We start from the raw sequence: 14,517 nt of genomic DNA, 5'->3' as shown, positions 1-14,517 counted from the left end.
GCGAGCGTTAAGGGCAAATAGGGCGCGTCCTCAATTGCGCCTGAGCAGGCGCTCGAAATAGTCGAGCTCCTCCCGCGGCCGGGTCGGATCGCCGAGCTTGCGCCGCAGCTCTTCCATGATGCGCCGCGCCCGCTGGACCGCCGACTCGTCGGCGGTTGGGACCCGGACGCGACCATCGCTCATGTCGCGACCTTTGGTCGGGCGGCCGAGCGGGTCGTCGTCACGGGCGCCAGCTTGGCCTTGCTGGCCGGGCTGCTGACCGCCCTCCTGCTGACCTTCACCCTGGCCCTCGGCCATCTCCTGCATCTGCTGCGCCATGCCGTCGGCGCCTTTCTTCAGCCCTTCCAGCGCACGGCCCTGAGCGTCGACAGCCTCGTCGGCATCGCCCTGCTTCAGCGCATTCTCGGCCTCGCGCATGGCGTCCTCGGCGTCAGACAGACCCTGCTCGCCGCGCATGCCGTTTTCCTTCATGCGCTGCTCCAGATCCTCCAGCCGCTGCCGCAGGGCCTGTTGACGATCGCCGACATTTCCCTGCTCACCCTGACCTTGCTGCTTTTGGCCTTGCTGACCTTGGCCCTGCTGCCCCTGATCTTGCTTGCCCTGGCCCTGTCGCGGCTGGCCCTGTTGCTGCTGACCGCGATTTGAGGGCCGCTGCCCGCTTTGGGGTTCCTGCCCATCCTTGAAGGTCTCGTCGCGCAAACCCCGCTGTTCCTGCGCCATGGCGTCGAGGTCGCGCATCTGCTTCTGCATCTCGCGACTGGCCTGATCGGATTTGCCGCCCTTCTGGGCGGTCTGCAAGTTCTCCAAAATGTTGCGCAACTGCTCCATCAGGCGTTGAGCTTCGGCCGTATCGCCGCGCTTCATCGCCTCGGCCATGTCCTGGATCATCTTGTCGAGATCCTCAGGTGTGACCGTCTTCGATTGCTGATTGCTCTGAGTCTTCTCACCCGGATCGCGTGGCTGGCGGTTCTGCTTCTCCGCCATCTGCGAGAGAAATTTGTCGAGGGCCTGTTTGAGATCTTGCGTCAGGCGCTTGACCTCGTCGTCGGGTGCGTTGCGCTCGATCGCCTCCTTAAGACGGTCCTGAGCCTGACGGAGTTGCTTCTCCGCATCCGACAAGTCGCCGTCCTCGATCTTCAGGGCCATTTCCCACAGAAGATCGGCAACCTCAATCAGATCGGCATCGGATCTCGCGCGGCGCAAACGCTCTGCGGCGGTTTTCAGGCCGAGGAACACCGGCGGCTGCGGCGTGAACATGTCGGGCGCGACCAAGAGGGCGTCGAGAGCGCCCTGCACCCAGAGGCGGTCGGTATCAGGCGCCGTGACAAGGCGACGACGATCCTCCGCAAGGGCCCGGGCCAGCGGCTCGCGGAACGGCCGGGCGGGCAATGTGATCTCGGCGGGCGCGGTGCGCCCTTCCTGGCCGGCCTCGTCCTTGACGACGATCTGGTAGCGCACCCGCGCACCCGACCACGGGCTGTCGGTGAGATCGACCAAGGTCTTGGTGTCGGTCTCGCCGGTGGCGTCAGCCGGCAGGGCCAGATTGATCCGCGGGATCGGCGCCAGCGCGCGGCCGGCCTTCAGCGGCTCGATCACCCCCTCGGCGGAGCTGATCCCATAATCGTCCTTGGCCCGATACGTTAGGTTGAAGGTGCCACGGCCATTGACCTCGGGGCCGCCGATTGCGGTCACCTCGGGCGGCCGGTCCGGGATCGCCTCCACGGTCAGCTTCTGACGCCCTGCCGGAGTAACGATCACCAGTTCGGCGGGGCCGACGATCCGATACCGCTCCTCGCGGAGGTCCGGCCGCTCCTCCTGGCCGGGGATCGGGGTGAGCCCGGCATTCGGCGTCAATGTCGTGTTCGCTGCGGCTCTGCCCTGGCCGGCGATGCGCACGATCAACTGTGCATTGATCGGTGCCCGCAGATGCTGGTCGCTGCCATCCATCGCGATCAGCAGCGGCGGCAGCCGGGTGTAGAGCGGCGGGTCGATCCATCCGTCGACGCGGAAATTCGGCCCGGGAGACGCAGGCGCGTGCCAGTCGAAGGCAGCGCCAATTCGCTCGCGCCATTCGGGACCGGCGACGAACAAGCTGGCCACGGCGGCAACTACGATCCCCGCACGCAGGGCGTAGGGGTCGCGCCGGGTCATGCCGGGGCGCGGGAGCCCGACTTTGAGGGACGCGACCGCCTGAGCGGCCCGGCGCTGGTGAAGGGCCCACAAGGTGCGGCTGCCCGGATCCGCGGCGCCAACAGCCAAGGAATCCTGCGCTGCCGAGGCCGGTCCGTGACGCAATGCGGGATCGCGTGCAGCCGCCTCCCGATCGAGCCGTGCCAGGGCGACCCGGCGATCCGGCCGCGCGAGATGCGCGATGGGCAGGAGTGCACCGACGAGAAGGAGCGCCAGCACGCCGAGCCCGATCTGTCGCCAAAGCGGAGCGAGATCGAGCCACAGGCCAGCCCAGGACAGAACGAGGAACAGCAGGACGACGCCGAGCCCGCGCCAGATCAACGGCCAAGCCTGTTCCCACAGGGAGGCTACCCGCGCCTGTGCCACGAGCCTGTCGAGCCGCGCGGCGGCCGCTTGTCCCGTGTCGGTGCCGGTCGTACCGGTCTTGCCGCCGAAGCCGTCCCTGTCGATCACGCCGACCGTTCCGCCTCATGCCAGAGAATAAGTCGTAGGCAACCCGGGGGCTCCGGGCTCCGACAACCAGAGGCTAGCATGGTGGGCCGCGCCGGTCGGCGGGTCAAATCGGCGCGACTGTCGCGGAGCAACCGTTCAGTTTTGCGCCTGAATGAAGTTACGCACCTGCGGGTAGATCTGCGTTTCCCAGCGTTTACCGGCGAAGACGCCGTAATGGCCGACGCCCGCCTGGAGGTGGTGGGTCCGCATGTACGGAGCGAGTCCGGTACAAAGGTCGTGGGCCGCCATAGTCTGGCCAGGGGCACAGATGTCGTCGCGCTCGCCCTCGACGGTCATCAGCGCCGTGCGGCGGATCGCCCCGAGATCGATTGGCTCGCCGCGATAATGCAACGCGTTCTTGGCCAGGGTATATTCCTGGAAAACGGTCTTGACCGTTTCCAAGTAGAACTCCGCCGCGAGGTCGAGGACGGCGAAATACTCGTCATAAAAGGTTTCGATCGCCTCGGCCTTGGCATCCTCGCCGTTGGCCATGTGCCAGAACAGATCGCTATGGCCCTGCACGTGGCGCTTCATGTTCATCGACATGAACGCCGAGACCTGCACGAATCCCGGATAGACCCGGCGGCCGGCGCCTTTGTGCCGGGCCGGAACCGTGGCGATCAGGTTCTTCTCAAACCACGCGATCGGCTTTGAGGTTGCGAGCTCGTTCACACCGGTCGGGTTGATCCGGCAATCCACCGGCCCAGCCATTAGCGTCATGCTCCGTGGCGCCGCCGGGTCCTTTGCCTGCGCCATAGCGGCGGCGGCGACCAGCGCCTGCACGGCAGGCTGGCAGACGGCGACCACGTGTGAACCCTCGCCCATGGTCTGAAGAAACTGGATCAGGTGAGCGACATACTCGTCAAATCCGAACCGGCCCGCCGAGAGGGGCACGTCCCGGGCGTTGTGCCAGTCGGTGATGTAGACGTCGTGGTCGGGCAGCATCGTGCGCACGGTCGCGCGCAGTAGTGTGGCGAAATGGCCCGACAGCGGAGCGACCATCAGCACCTTGGGCTGCTCGGTGTGGATGTCCTTCTTGAAGTGCAACAGCGTCCCGAAGGGTGTGACTTCTACCGCCTCCTCGCTGACCGGAACGCTCCGGTTGCCGACGGTGACCGATTCGATCCCGTAGGCGGGCCGTGCGAAGGTCAGGCCCGCGCGCATCATCATGCGGGCATTGGCTGACATCCACCGAGCCGGCTCGCTCCAGCGAATCCAGGGCGACCAGGCGTCATTCAGCATCCGGCCCCAGGCCCGGGTCTGGGCGGCGAGATCGGTCTGCAGGTCGAACGCATCGTACAGCATCGGGCGGGCACTCGCGGGCGCCCGGCCCGACACGCGGGCGATCGGGACGGCAAACTTGGGCGGATGCCGGGATGGGAAATGCATCAGCATGGCCGAGAAGCATCGGCCCGCAGCCGTGGGGCCGCAACTGCCCAAAAGGTTGAGGCTCGCAGGAAACCGTGGCCCGTGGCTTTCATGCACCAGTTCCAATCGGGACCGTGTACCAAGATGTGCGCACTCATTCCGCGCCACAGACCGTTCATCCGCCTCATGACGCGCGTCGAGTGAGCGGCCGGGGCTGGCCCTCGGACCGGCGATGCTCGCAGGATATCTTGAGGTAGCGGTCGCTGCCGCCCGGCAGCCCCGCCTGGGCCGCCATGCTCTGGGCGTGCATCAGGCACTCCATCGGGGAGTGTGCCGGCGCGATCATGATATCGAGGGCGGTATCGCGGGAGCAATCCTGTGCCAGCAAGGTACCGGCACAGACGAGGGCAACGGACAACAAGTCGGACATGACGGACCTCGGCTTCGATGGATCGAAAGGTCCGCGGGGTGCTCTGGCGCCCGAGCCGCCGCGTTGTCGTTGCCTGGATGCTTCCTCGCCTGTTCCGAAAATCCTTAGCATGCGGCATGCCAGCCGCGCCGAATACGGCGAACCGATTGATTGCGCCGGGCTCAGTTTCGGGACGGAAGCCACTCGGTCTCCGGCTCGACGGCCGGGAGGAGGGCGGCCACAGCGTCGAGATCGACGACGTAGTGGTTCGTGAGCGCCTGCCACATCTCCGCCGACGAGCTGACCTGTGGCCTGAGGCTGTCGAGGGCTCGGGCGACGAGCGTCGCATTCAACAGTTTCGGGCGTGCCTGGAGCGGATCAGCGTTCAGCATCGGAATCGACCCCGTTTCGATGGGGGCACTCTCCGCCGCGCTTGGTTAATGCCGGGTTACGGATTGCTGGCAAACCTTGAATTTGTCTTACGCCGATTAAACAACGACTTTCCGCCTCAATAAATCGCGCCAGTAGCGCAGACGTCGATACAGCTGCGCGAGACAACCTTCATTTCAGCTCTATGAACGACCCAATAGTTTCGTGTTTGGAGGTTTCTTCCGGTACCAATCGGTCCGGTTCACAAGCCCGACCCCATCCCTTATCAGGCGGGGGAGATCGAGACGGCCCCGGCGGAACGGGGAGGCGCCGCCCCTTCGCGCGATCATCCGCACTGCGGGGCGGCCTCGACCGAACGTGCGAGCGAAACATCATGGACGCCACACCTGAAGCGATCGGCGCGACGCAGGGGCCGGCCAGCCGGTTCGTTCTCGCCTCCGGCTCGCCACGCCGCTTGGCGCTGCTGCAGCAGATCGGCATCGAGCCGGATTCGCTTCTGCCCGCCGACATCGACGAGACGCCGCGCAAGGCCGAGCCGCCGCGCGAATTGGCCCGGCGCCTCGCCCGCACCAAGCTCGCGGCTGCAGAGGGCGCGCTGCATCACAAGGACCAGAAAGTACCGACGTGGCTGCTCGCCGCTGATACCGTGGTGGCCGTGGGGCGGCGGGTCCTGCCCAAGGCCGAGGGGCCGGACGAGGCCGCCGATTGCCTGCGCCTGCTCTCCGGACGGCCACACCGGGTCTTCACGGCGATCTGCCTGCTGTCGCCGAACGGCCGGCGGGAGCGGATCGTCGAGACCCGCGTGCGCTTCAAGCGCCTCTCCGGCCGCGACATCCAGGGTTATCTCGCTTCGGGCGAATGGCGCGGCAAGGCGGGTGGCTACGCGATCCAGGGCCTGGCGGGCGCCTTCGTGGTCAAGCTCGTCGGCTCCTACAGTGCCGTCGTCGGCTTGCCGCTCTACGAGACGATGAGCCTGCTGGATGGCGAAGGCTATCCGGTCCGCGCCGCCTGGGGCAGCCTGGCATGAGCCAAATCCCGTTTGTCCGCGACAGCCGCCCGACCTGCCCGATCTGCCGACGCCCGGGGGCCGCAGATTTTCGTCCGTTCTGCTCTCAGCGCTGTGCCGATGTCGATCTCGGCCGCTGGCTGAATGAGCGCTACGCGATCCCGGAGGAACTCGATTCCGACGCGCCGCCTCCGGAGCCGGACTCGGAGGGCTGAAATTTTTCCGTCGTCCGCGTCACGCCGATGTCACGGCAAGGCTGGACAGGCCCCAAACTCCTGACTATACCCCGCGGCGTCCGAGGCCCACAGCGGCGCGGGCGACGCCCAGGTAGCTCAGTTGGTAGAGCATGCGACTGAAAATCGCAGTGTCGGCGGTTCGATTCCGTCCCTGGGCACCATCATCCCGCTAAGCGGTGGATGGTGCCGATTGGAAGCTTCAACGCAAGACAGATCGCCACGAGTTTGGAACGCTGACGCTTGGCGTTTGGCATGATCCTGAACGTCGATCGAACGCGACGGCCGTAAGATCATCCGTTTCCGAGCCGATGGCATGAGCGCCAATCGCCCGCTTACGACGCCGTCTCACCGATACATATCTCAGCTTTGAGAAGCGGCCGTCGACGTCGCCCTTGAACCATCATGACGCGAGCGGGTGATCCTGTTCGCTAAATGGGTGTTCGTAGTCCGTGTCCGATCACCAGGCATCGAAAATCCGGCTCACCAGCGCCGACAAATTTTTTGGTATACCAAGTGAGTGGCATCCCAGGACAAGCTTCGCTACCCTGCCGATGACGCGGCTAGAGCCGGCATGCGGAAAGGCTGAACCCGTACGCCATACGGGTGCGCCGCAGGACACAACAAAGACGACCTTGGGAGTGGAAGCATGCCGCGCAACATCCTGATCCTGGGAGCCTCCTACGGCTCCCTGCTGGCGACCAAGCTTCTAATGGCCGGTCACAACGTGACTTTGGTCTGCCGCCGGAAGACCGCCGACCTCATCAACCAGGAGGGGACCGAGGTCCGCATCAAGTTGCGGGACGAGCCGAACCACCGCTCGATCCTGTCGCGCGACCTGCCCGGCACCCTGGACGCTGCTCCCCCCGAGGATATCGACCCGTCGCGCTACGACCTGGTCGGCCTCGCCATGCAGGAGCCGCAATACAACAACCACACGATCCGGGTGCTGATGATCAAGATTGCGGCGGCCAAGCTGCCGTGCCTGTCGATCATGAACATGCCCCCCTTGCCCTATCTCAAGCGGATCCCGGCCCTGGCGGCGATGGACCTTGAGGACGCCTACACCAATGCCGGCGTCTGGGACCGCTTCGAGCCGGGCTTGGTATCCCTCTGTTCCCCCGATCCTCAGGCGTTCCGCCCGCCGGACGAGGGTGCCAACGTGCTCCATGTCGGTCTCCCGACCAATTTCAAAGCCGCGACCTTCGCGGACGAGGCGCATAACCGGCTGCTGCGCGAGTTGGAGGCCGATATCGACGCCGTGCGCCTCGACGGCCACGACGTGCCGGTGAAGCTCAAGGTGTTCGATTCGCTGTTCGTCCCGCTGGCAAAATGGTCGATGCTGCTCACCGGCAATTACCGCTGCATCACGCCCCAGGAGCCACAATCGATCCGCGACGCCGTGCACGGTGATCTCGCCAAGTCCCGGGCCATCTACGAGCACGTGGACGGCATCGCCCGGAAGCTGGGTGCTGATCCGCAGGATCAGGTTCCGTTCGAGAAATACGCCAAGGCCGCGGAAAGCCTGCTCAAGCCGTCTTCGGCCGCGCGGGCGGTGGCCAACGGCACGCCGTTCATCGAGCGGGTCGACCTGCTGGTGAAACTGATCTCGCATCAGCTCGGCACCCCCGATGCCGAGATCGACCGCACGGTTCAGATCGTGGATCGCAAGCTCGATGAGCGGGTGATCGAGGGCTGATTGGTTGCGGCGTCGGATGCTGATCGTGTCCGGCGCCGCGCACCCGTGAATAGTTTGCCAGGTACGGTTGTCGCTGGTCCCCGGCCCAGGTAGATGCGCCCGCTCGGAAGCGAGAGGCGAGGCGCATGGATGGGCGATGACGTGGCCGCTCTGCTCCTGGCACTGGCCACCGAGAATGCCGAACTGCGCGCCCAGCTGGCCGCCGCCCAGGACATGCTGATGGAAACGGCGATCGATGCCGGTCATCTCCATGCTCGAATCGAGGCTGTTCAGACAGAGCGCGATTCCTGGCGCGCGGAAGCCGAGCGGCTGGCACGGCCGGGCACCGCAACCGGCTCACGGTGACGGCTTGAAATCTTTACCCGGTCGGGAAACCTGTCGAGCCGGTGCGCCGTAGAAGGCCCCAGCGTGACGGCGCGGCGCAAACCGGGATCAATCGCCGCATCGGTATCGCCGAACACAGCGCCGCGCAGTCGCTGTCCCGCGAAGGTTGCGGTAAGACTCAAACATTCGTCTTGAAGTTGTGAAGCGTTGGCCTAAACCCGGTGTGATTCCGGTTCGGAACCGCTCACTGCATGCCAAAATCGAAGTTCTCCGAATACCAGACCTGTGGGGCTGCGTTTCAGGGCGCGCTCGACGCCCTGGATGTGATCGGTACGTCGGCTTGGGATAGTGACTCGGATCGCATCCAGGCCGACCTGTTCGTGGCGCTCCTGTTCAACGTCGATCCTGAGGAGGCCGAACTCGGCTTGCCGCTCGCCGCCTTCATCGCCGGCATTCACCCGGAGGATCAGGACCGGGTACAGACGCATTTCCGCAGAGGCGGTCGCGACGGGGGGCTCTACGTCATCGAATATCGGGTCTGCTCGGCCGACGGCATCACCCGCTGGGTACTCGGCCGTGGCCGTTTCCTGCACGATCACCGAGGACGGCCGATCAGCGGACGGGGGATCATCGTGGACATCACCGACGTGCGGTCGGGTGAAACCGCAGCCGGCGCCGTCCGGATGGCAGAGCCTCACGGAACCGAACCGCCGTTGGAGCGCGCGGCCGACTTCGCCATGGCCGCGCAGCGGGCGATCTGCGAGCTGGAGGACCCGGCCCTCAAGGCGCGAGCCGATGCGCTTCTGCTCGATCTCGGCAGAAAGCTTGCCGAGCAGGAACAGCGCCTGCGCCGTTCGCAGATGAACTGAGGGCTGTCTGGCTTGACGTCAGGCCGGGTCCCGGTCGGTCACATGAAGGTAGGTCGGGTCGAACTCGGCCGCAGCCATCAAGCCGTCCCAATCGTGGACCGTCAGGCGCCGGCTCCGCAGGGTGATCAACCCGGCAGCCTTGAGGTCGCGGATCGTCCGGTTGACGTGGACCGGGGTGATCCCGAGAGCATCCGCAAGTTCCGGCTGGATCATCGGCAGCTCGCAGGTCCGATCGGGGGCGAGGCCGACGACACCGAGGCGCGTGACGAGTTCGCAGAAGAGATGGGCCATGCGCGCATAGGCGTCCCGGCGGCCGGTGTTGAGCATCCACTCGCGGACAATGGCGGCGTCGATGAGCGTCGCGCGCCACAAGGTATCGCCCAGCCGCGGGAAGGCCCGGAGCAGGGCCCGCACCGCGTCGTGCTGAACGAAGCCGACCCGGCAGGGACCCACCGTGCCGATGCTGATGTCGAGGACCTTGAGGTGCAGGCTCTGGATGTCGGGTATGTCGCCGGCGACGTGATACGCCATGACCTGGCGCTTGCCCCCCAGCGTGGTCTTGTAGGTGCAGGCGATCCCGTCGAACACGGCGAAGCAACGTGCGGGAGAATCCCCCTCGCGGACGATGTCCTGATACGCTTCGAACTGAGTCATTTGCAGGGGCAGGGCCAGCAGCGCCGCCCGTTCGTCGTCCGTAAGGGCGAAAAGGGCAATGCTTTCGATCTTGCGGACGAAGGGGTGCATGTCGGTTTGTTGAAGAGTTCCCGTCATCGCGCCTCCGCCGGACAACGAGTGCCTCTCGTCTCGCCGCCCTCGGCGCACATGGACAGCGCCGATCCGGCGACGACATAGCAGCCACACTTCCCCCCTGCCATAGTGGAAGAACGCATATTCACCGTCCAAAAATGTATAGAACCCGACTTTCCGTCGAAAACATATTGTCACGTGTAGCGACCGAGATATCGAGACGCGTGAAGGTCCCGCCGGGCGGTATTCGCAAAGTATAAAACGAGTATGCTTGGATAACGGACTGCAACGAAGCAGCCGACACGCACGGTAGCCGGGACTCTTCACGACGCGTCGCCCCTCGTTCTGTGCCGGGCAAAGGCGAGGTCGGGGGCTGGAAATCTCCGGCTGGTCCGCGCACACACGCGGGACGGCGCGGTTGCCGTGCAGCCTGACGGAATGGCCCGATGAACACGGCAGATCTCGCCCCGCACGCCCATCAGGTCCTGCGCGAGGCGACCCTGCCCGAGTTGCCGAACCATTACCGTGGCAAGGTCCGGGACAATTACGACCTGCCGGACGGGCGGCGCATCCTGATTACATCGGATCGGATCAGCGCCTTCGACCGGGCGCTCGCCGCTATCCCGTTCAAGGGACAGGTGCTCACGCAGACCGCCCGTTACTGGTTCGAGCGCACCGCCGACCTCTGCCCGAACCACGTGCTCGCCTATCCGGACCCGAACGTGGTCGTGGGCCGCCGGCTGGAGATCATGCCCGTGGAGGTGGTGGTGCGCGGCTATCTCGCGGGCACGACCTCGACCTCGGTGCTCACGCGCTACCGAGCGGGCGAGCGGGAGATGTACGGGCATCGCTTCCCCGAAGGGATGCGCCCGAACGAGCAGCTGAAGCAGGCTGTGATCACGCCGACCACCAAGGCATTCGACGGCGGGCACGATGAGCCGCTGACGGAGTCCGAGATCCTGGAGCGCAACCTGCTCACCCCGGAGCAATGGCGGACCGTGTCCGAGGCGGCGCTGGCGCTGTTCGCCCGGGGCCAGGAACTGGCGGCCGAGCGCGGGCTGATCCTGGCGGACACCAAGTACGAGTTCGGTACCGACCCGGAAGGTCGCATCGTCCTGGCCGACGAGATCCACACGCCGGACAGCAGTCGCTACTGGTTCGCGCAGAGCTATCCCGAGCGCTTCCAGGCCGGTGCCGCGCCGGAGAGCTTCGACAAGGACTTCGTGCGCAACTGGGTCGTGGCCCGCTGCGACCCCTACAAGGACCCGATCCCCGAGATCCCCGCTGACGTCGTGCTGGAGACCGCCGCAGTGTACATCCGGGCCTACGAGACGATCACCGGTGCGCGCTTCACGCTACCCGATCCGGGGGAGTCGCCGCTCGATCGCGTCCGGCGTAACATCGCGACCTATCTGGCGAACAACCCGATCGCCTGAGGGCGGGACGGCGCTCGAGCGCCGTCCCCCTCCATCCCGTCAGGCGGCCGCCTTGATCGGGGCCGGGGCAGGCGCATCCATGGCGCGCAGATAGACGTCGAGCAGCGTCTCGTGCTCGTCGCGCTCGTCCTTGTCCTGCTTGCGGATCTTCAGGATCTCCTTGAGGATCTTGACGTCCAGGCCTTCGCCCTTGGCCTCGGCGAAGACCTCCTTCTTGGCCTCCATCAGATCCTTGATCTCTTCCTCCAGCCGTTCCACGCGCTCGATGATCGAGCGGATGCGGTCGCCCGCGACGCCCACGGTGTCGGTCATGTCGGTCATGCAAAGCCTCGTCGTATGACGGGCGCCACCCTCGCGGGAGAGGGTAAGCAGGGGGTTAAGGGCGCGGGGTACCGGGACTCGTCCGCGCCTCGATCCACTCGACAATGGCGTCCGCCACCTGATCGCTGTTCGATTCCAGCATCATCATGTGGCCGTTGCCATGGATGCCGTGCTCGGCCAGCGCCAGCCGGTCCGGCTTGGCGCCGGCCTGCGTGAGGAAGGCCGCCGTGCAATCGTCCATGGTGGCGCGGAACGAGGCTTCCGCGGTCACGATCACGGCCGGCACCTTGGCCAGGTTCGGCAGGGCACGGGCGGGCTCCGCCTGAAGCCAGCAGCGGATCCGGTCGGGAGCCGCCGCGCGCTCGGCCTGGACCACGGTCAGGTCGGTCGGGCTGCTGACCGGCGGCTCGAAATGCAGCGGCACCCGGGTGATCCCGTAGGGGCGGGCCCGGGCGTCGCCGACCCGCTCGTACCAATCGGTGCCGCCCTTGAACCGGATGTCGAAGAAGGTCGGCCCGTTCGGCTCGACGGCGACATGCGCCTTCACGAGGTCCGGCCGCTGGTCCGAAACCGCCCAGCCGAACACGCCGGCCTGCGAATGGGTCAGCACGATCGCCGGCCCGATCCTTTCCAAGAGCGCAATCAGCGCGGGATCGACCAGTTCCTCGCTCTTCAGGGCACTCGCGATGTAGGGTACCTGCGAGCGGTAGAACTGATCGAAGGCCGCGTTGCCGCGCAGGCCCGGGCCGCCCGGCCATTGCGTGTGCAGCGTCGCCTGCGGGTAGAGCGTCGAGCGCTCCTGCCCGGTGAACACCGTCTCCAGATCCTCCACGGGCAGGCGGGCGTAGGGACCGTAGGTCTCCGCATCGCCGCCCGAGCGGCCCCGGCCGACCTGATCGACCACGTAGACCGCGAAGCCTTTGGCCGCGAACCGGTCGGCCCAGCCCGGCCGGCCATCGGGCGTGCCCAGGAAGTTGGTCCCGGACTGTGCCGTGCCGTGAACCATCACCACCGGATAGGGCTGCGTGACCCGCTCCGGGGCGCGGTACTCCACGAACATCTGCCCGAGCGCGGTGGTCCGGTTGTTCGCGGTCTCGTAACGGCCGCCGACGAAGAAGTAACCGGAGGGTGAGGTCGGCTTGAACGGCCCGGCCTCTTCGGCACGGGCCAAGCCCGCCCCGAGGCAGAACAGCGTCAGCGCGCCGGCAGCGGCGTTCTTGAGCATGATATCCTCCCGCGGACGTCTGACGCGTCCGGCGGGGGGTATATCAGCGACAGAATACCAGTCGGTCCAGCCGAACCTCCCGTCCGCCGGTTTCAGGCATGGGCGAAGCGACGCTTTTTCCCGAGGGCCTCCTCGACGGTACCGGCACCGTCGAGATAACCGTGCACCTTCGGGTTCGGCATGATCAGCGAGCCGACGAAGGCGACCGCCATCAGCACGGTCACGTACCAGAAGAACGTGCTCTCCATGCCGTTGTCCTTGAACCACAGGGCGACGAACTCGGCGGTGCCGCCGAACATGGCATTGGCCAAGGCGTAGGACAGCCCGACGCCCAGCGCCCGCACGTTGGTGGGAAACAGCTCGGCTTTCACGATGCCGCTGATGCCCGTGTAGAACGACACCACGGAGAGACCGAGCGTGATCAGCGCGAAGGCCAGGTAGGGATCCTTGTTGGTCCCCAAAGCCGTCATCAGCGGCACCACCATGAGTGTGCCGAGGCCGCTGTAGAGCAGCATGTTCGCCTTGCGCCCGATCTTATCGGACAGTGCGCCGAACAGCGGCTGGATCGCCATGTAGACGAACAGCACGACGGTCATCACCTGCGATGCCGACGTCTTCGGCATGCCGGCCGTGTTGACGAGATACTTCTGCATGTAGGTCGTGAACGTGTAGAAGCTCAAGGAACCGCCGGCAGTATAAGCCAGAACGACACAGAATGCCCGCCAATGCTTGAACAGCTCGGTGAAGGTGCCGGCGGTCTCCTTGTCGCCGGCCGCCTTGGTCTCGGCGAGCGAGCGCCGGAGGTAGAGGGCCACCACCGCCAGCCCGGCACCGATGAAGAACGGGATCCGCCAGCCCCAGGCCGACAGCTCCGGCGCGGTCATGACGGTCTGGAGCAGCACCAGGACCAGCGAGGCGAGCAGCTGTCCGCCGATCAGCGTGACGTACTGGAAGGAGGCGAAGAACCCGCGCTTCCCCTTGATCGCCACCTCGCTCATATAGGTCGCCGAGGTGCCGTACTCGCCGCCCACCGACAGGCCCTGCAGCATGCGTGCGAGCAGCAGGAGCACGGGCGCGAGCGTGCCGACATGCTCGTAAGTCGGCAGGATGCCGATCAGGAGCGAGCCGAAACACATCATCAGCACAGAGACGACCATCGAGGTCCGGCGCCCGACACGGTCGGCGATGCGCCCGAACAGCCAGCCGCCCACGGGGCGCATGAAGAATCCCACCGCGAAGATGCCGGCGGTCTGTAGGAGCTGACTGGTGGAATCGCCCTTTGGGAAGAAGGCGGGCGCGAAGTAGAGCGCAAAGAACGCGTAGCAGTAGAAGTCGTACCACTCGACCAAGTTGCCCGAGGATGAGCCGACGATCGCCCAGATGCGACGCTTGCGGTCGGCCGCGTCATCGGCGGCGCTCGGCGCGATACCGATCGTATCGTCCCTCAGGGCGGACATGGCGTCTCCGTCGCATGATTCAACGACCGGTAACAGCCGGCCTATTCTTCGATAACCGGGACGTTACAGGCGACGATCCTGATCGCAAGTCCGTGATCCGACTTTGACCGGGACAGCGGCCGGCTGTGTCATTTCTTCCCGGCCCCGTTGGCGGGCTGGGACGGAACGGTTTCGCGCGGGACCCCGTTGCGGCCCGGCACGGGTGCCGTCGGCACCACAACCACAACGGGATGAAATGCCATGACGCGGATCTTCAGGGACACGGTGGCGGCCGCCATTCTCATCGCCGGCGCGGCAACGGCTTTTGCGCAGGGCGGCCCGGGTGGCGCCGGCGGTCCGGCCGCCGGCGGT

At 66.0% G+C, this 14,517-nt stretch carries 14 protein-coding genes and 1 tRNA gene; 7 read left to right on the top strand and 8 right to left on the bottom strand.

Annotation, left to right across the window (positions count from 1 at the left end; genetic code table 11):
* Positions 1 to 30 precede the first annotated feature (30 nt).
* The 4 genes from AO398_RS17090 to AO398_RS17075 all read right to left on the bottom strand — a co-directional run bounded on the left by AO398_RS17090 (position 31) and on the right by AO398_RS17075 (position 4,851).
* Positions 31 to 2,643, bottom strand: coding sequence for a TIGR02302 family protein (locus AO398_RS17090; protein WP_058193318.1), 2,613 nt, complete (start codon positions 2,641 to 2,643; stop codon positions 31 to 33).
* Between the two features lie 135 nt (positions 2,644 to 2,778).
* The gene (gene phaZ / locus AO398_RS17085; RefSeq protein ID WP_058193475.1) at positions 2,779 to 3,987 is read right to left on the bottom strand and encodes a polyhydroxyalkanoate depolymerase; all 1,209 of its coding nucleotides are present in this window, start codon (positions 3,985 to 3,987) and stop codon (positions 2,779 to 2,781) included.
* Positions 3,988 to 4,234: 247 nt separating this feature from the next.
* Positions 4,235 to 4,480, bottom strand: a complete 246-nt coding sequence (locus AO398_RS17080; protein WP_058193317.1) for a hypothetical protein — start codon at positions 4,478 to 4,480, stop codon at positions 4,235 to 4,237.
* Positions 4,481 to 4,641: 161 nt separating this feature from the next.
* Positions 4,642 to 4,851: a hypothetical protein gene (locus AO398_RS17075; RefSeq protein ID WP_058193316.1), complete on the bottom strand. Its 210-nt coding sequence runs from the start codon at positions 4,849 to 4,851 to the stop codon at positions 4,642 to 4,644.
* Positions 4,852 to 5,222: 371 nt separating this feature from the next.
* On the opposite strand from AO398_RS17075, the gene AO398_RS17070 reads away from it, so the two are divergent.
* The 6 genes from AO398_RS17070 (at position 5,223) to AO398_RS17045 (ending at position 8,980) form a co-directional block, all read left to right on the top strand.
* Positions 5,223 to 5,876, top strand: coding sequence for a Maf-like protein (locus AO398_RS17070; RefSeq protein WP_058193315.1), 654 nt, complete (start codon positions 5,223 to 5,225; stop codon positions 5,874 to 5,876).
* Positions 5,873 to 6,070 carry a DNA gyrase inhibitor YacG gene (gene yacG / locus AO398_RS17065; protein WP_058193314.1) on the top strand — a complete coding sequence of 66 codons (198 nt, stop codon included), beginning with the start codon at positions 5,873 to 5,875 and terminating at the stop codon, positions 6,068 to 6,070. Before AO398_RS17070 ends, yacG begins: the two co-directional genes overlap by 4 nt.
* Before the next feature lie 106 nt (positions 6,071 to 6,176).
* A tRNA-Phe gene (locus AO398_RS17060) sits at positions 6,177 to 6,252 on the top strand.
* 485 nt (positions 6,253 to 6,737) lie between these two features.
* The gene (locus AO398_RS17055) at positions 6,738 to 7,787 is read left to right on the top strand and encodes a 2-dehydropantoate 2-reductase N-terminal domain-containing protein (RefSeq protein ID WP_058193313.1); all 1,050 of its coding nucleotides are present in this window, start codon (positions 6,738 to 6,740) and stop codon (positions 7,785 to 7,787) included.
* A gap of 129 nt (positions 7,788 to 7,916) precedes the next feature.
* Complete coding sequence (locus tag AO398_RS17050; protein WP_058193312.1) at positions 7,917 to 8,132, top strand: hypothetical protein; 216 nt, start codon at positions 7,917 to 7,919, stop codon at positions 8,130 to 8,132.
* Positions 8,133 to 8,491: 359 nt separating this feature from the next.
* Complete coding sequence (locus tag AO398_RS17045; RefSeq protein WP_348272366.1) at positions 8,492 to 8,980, top strand: PAS domain-containing protein; 489 nt, start codon at positions 8,492 to 8,494, stop codon at positions 8,978 to 8,980.
* Between the two features lie 18 nt (positions 8,981 to 8,998).
* Here the strand turns inward: AO398_RS17045 and AO398_RS17040 are convergent, their stop codons facing one another.
* Complete coding sequence (locus AO398_RS17040; RefSeq protein ID WP_058193310.1) at positions 8,999 to 9,751, bottom strand: Crp/Fnr family transcriptional regulator; 753 nt, start codon at positions 9,749 to 9,751, stop codon at positions 8,999 to 9,001.
* Positions 9,752 to 10,173: 422 nt separating this feature from the next.
* Here AO398_RS17040 and AO398_RS17035 point away from each other — a divergent pair, with 422 nt between their 5' ends.
* The gene (locus tag AO398_RS17035; RefSeq protein WP_058193309.1) at positions 10,174 to 11,163 is read left to right on the top strand and encodes a phosphoribosylaminoimidazolesuccinocarboxamide synthase; all 990 of its coding nucleotides are present in this window, start codon (positions 10,174 to 10,176) and stop codon (positions 11,161 to 11,163) included.
* A gap of 39 nt (positions 11,164 to 11,202) precedes the next feature.
* Here AO398_RS17035 and AO398_RS17030 read toward each other — a convergent pair whose 3' ends face one another.
* The 3 genes from AO398_RS17030 to AO398_RS17020 all read right to left on the bottom strand — a co-directional run bounded on the left by AO398_RS17030 (position 11,203) and on the right by AO398_RS17020 (position 14,166).
* Positions 11,203 to 11,484, bottom strand: a complete 282-nt coding sequence (locus tag AO398_RS17030; protein WP_058193308.1) for a DUF2312 domain-containing protein — start codon at positions 11,482 to 11,484, stop codon at positions 11,203 to 11,205.
* Positions 11,485 to 11,539: 55 nt separating this feature from the next.
* Complete coding sequence (locus AO398_RS17025; protein ID WP_058193307.1) at positions 11,540 to 12,709, bottom strand: alpha/beta hydrolase; 1,170 nt, start codon at positions 12,707 to 12,709, stop codon at positions 11,540 to 11,542.
* A 92-nt stretch (positions 12,710 to 12,801) separates the two neighbouring features.
* Complete coding sequence (locus AO398_RS17020) at positions 12,802 to 14,166, bottom strand: MFS family transporter (protein ID WP_058193306.1); 1,365 nt, start codon at positions 14,164 to 14,166, stop codon at positions 12,802 to 12,804.
* Positions 14,167 to 14,517 lie beyond the last annotated feature (351 nt).

Source organism: Methylobacterium sp. GXS13, from assembly GCF_001455965.1.
Taxonomy (GTDB): domain Bacteria; phylum Pseudomonadota; class Alphaproteobacteria; order Rhizobiales; family Beijerinckiaceae; genus Methylobacterium.
The sequence above is the reverse complement of the archived record's forward strand: the minus strand, read 5'-3'. Positions and strand labels throughout refer to the sequence as shown.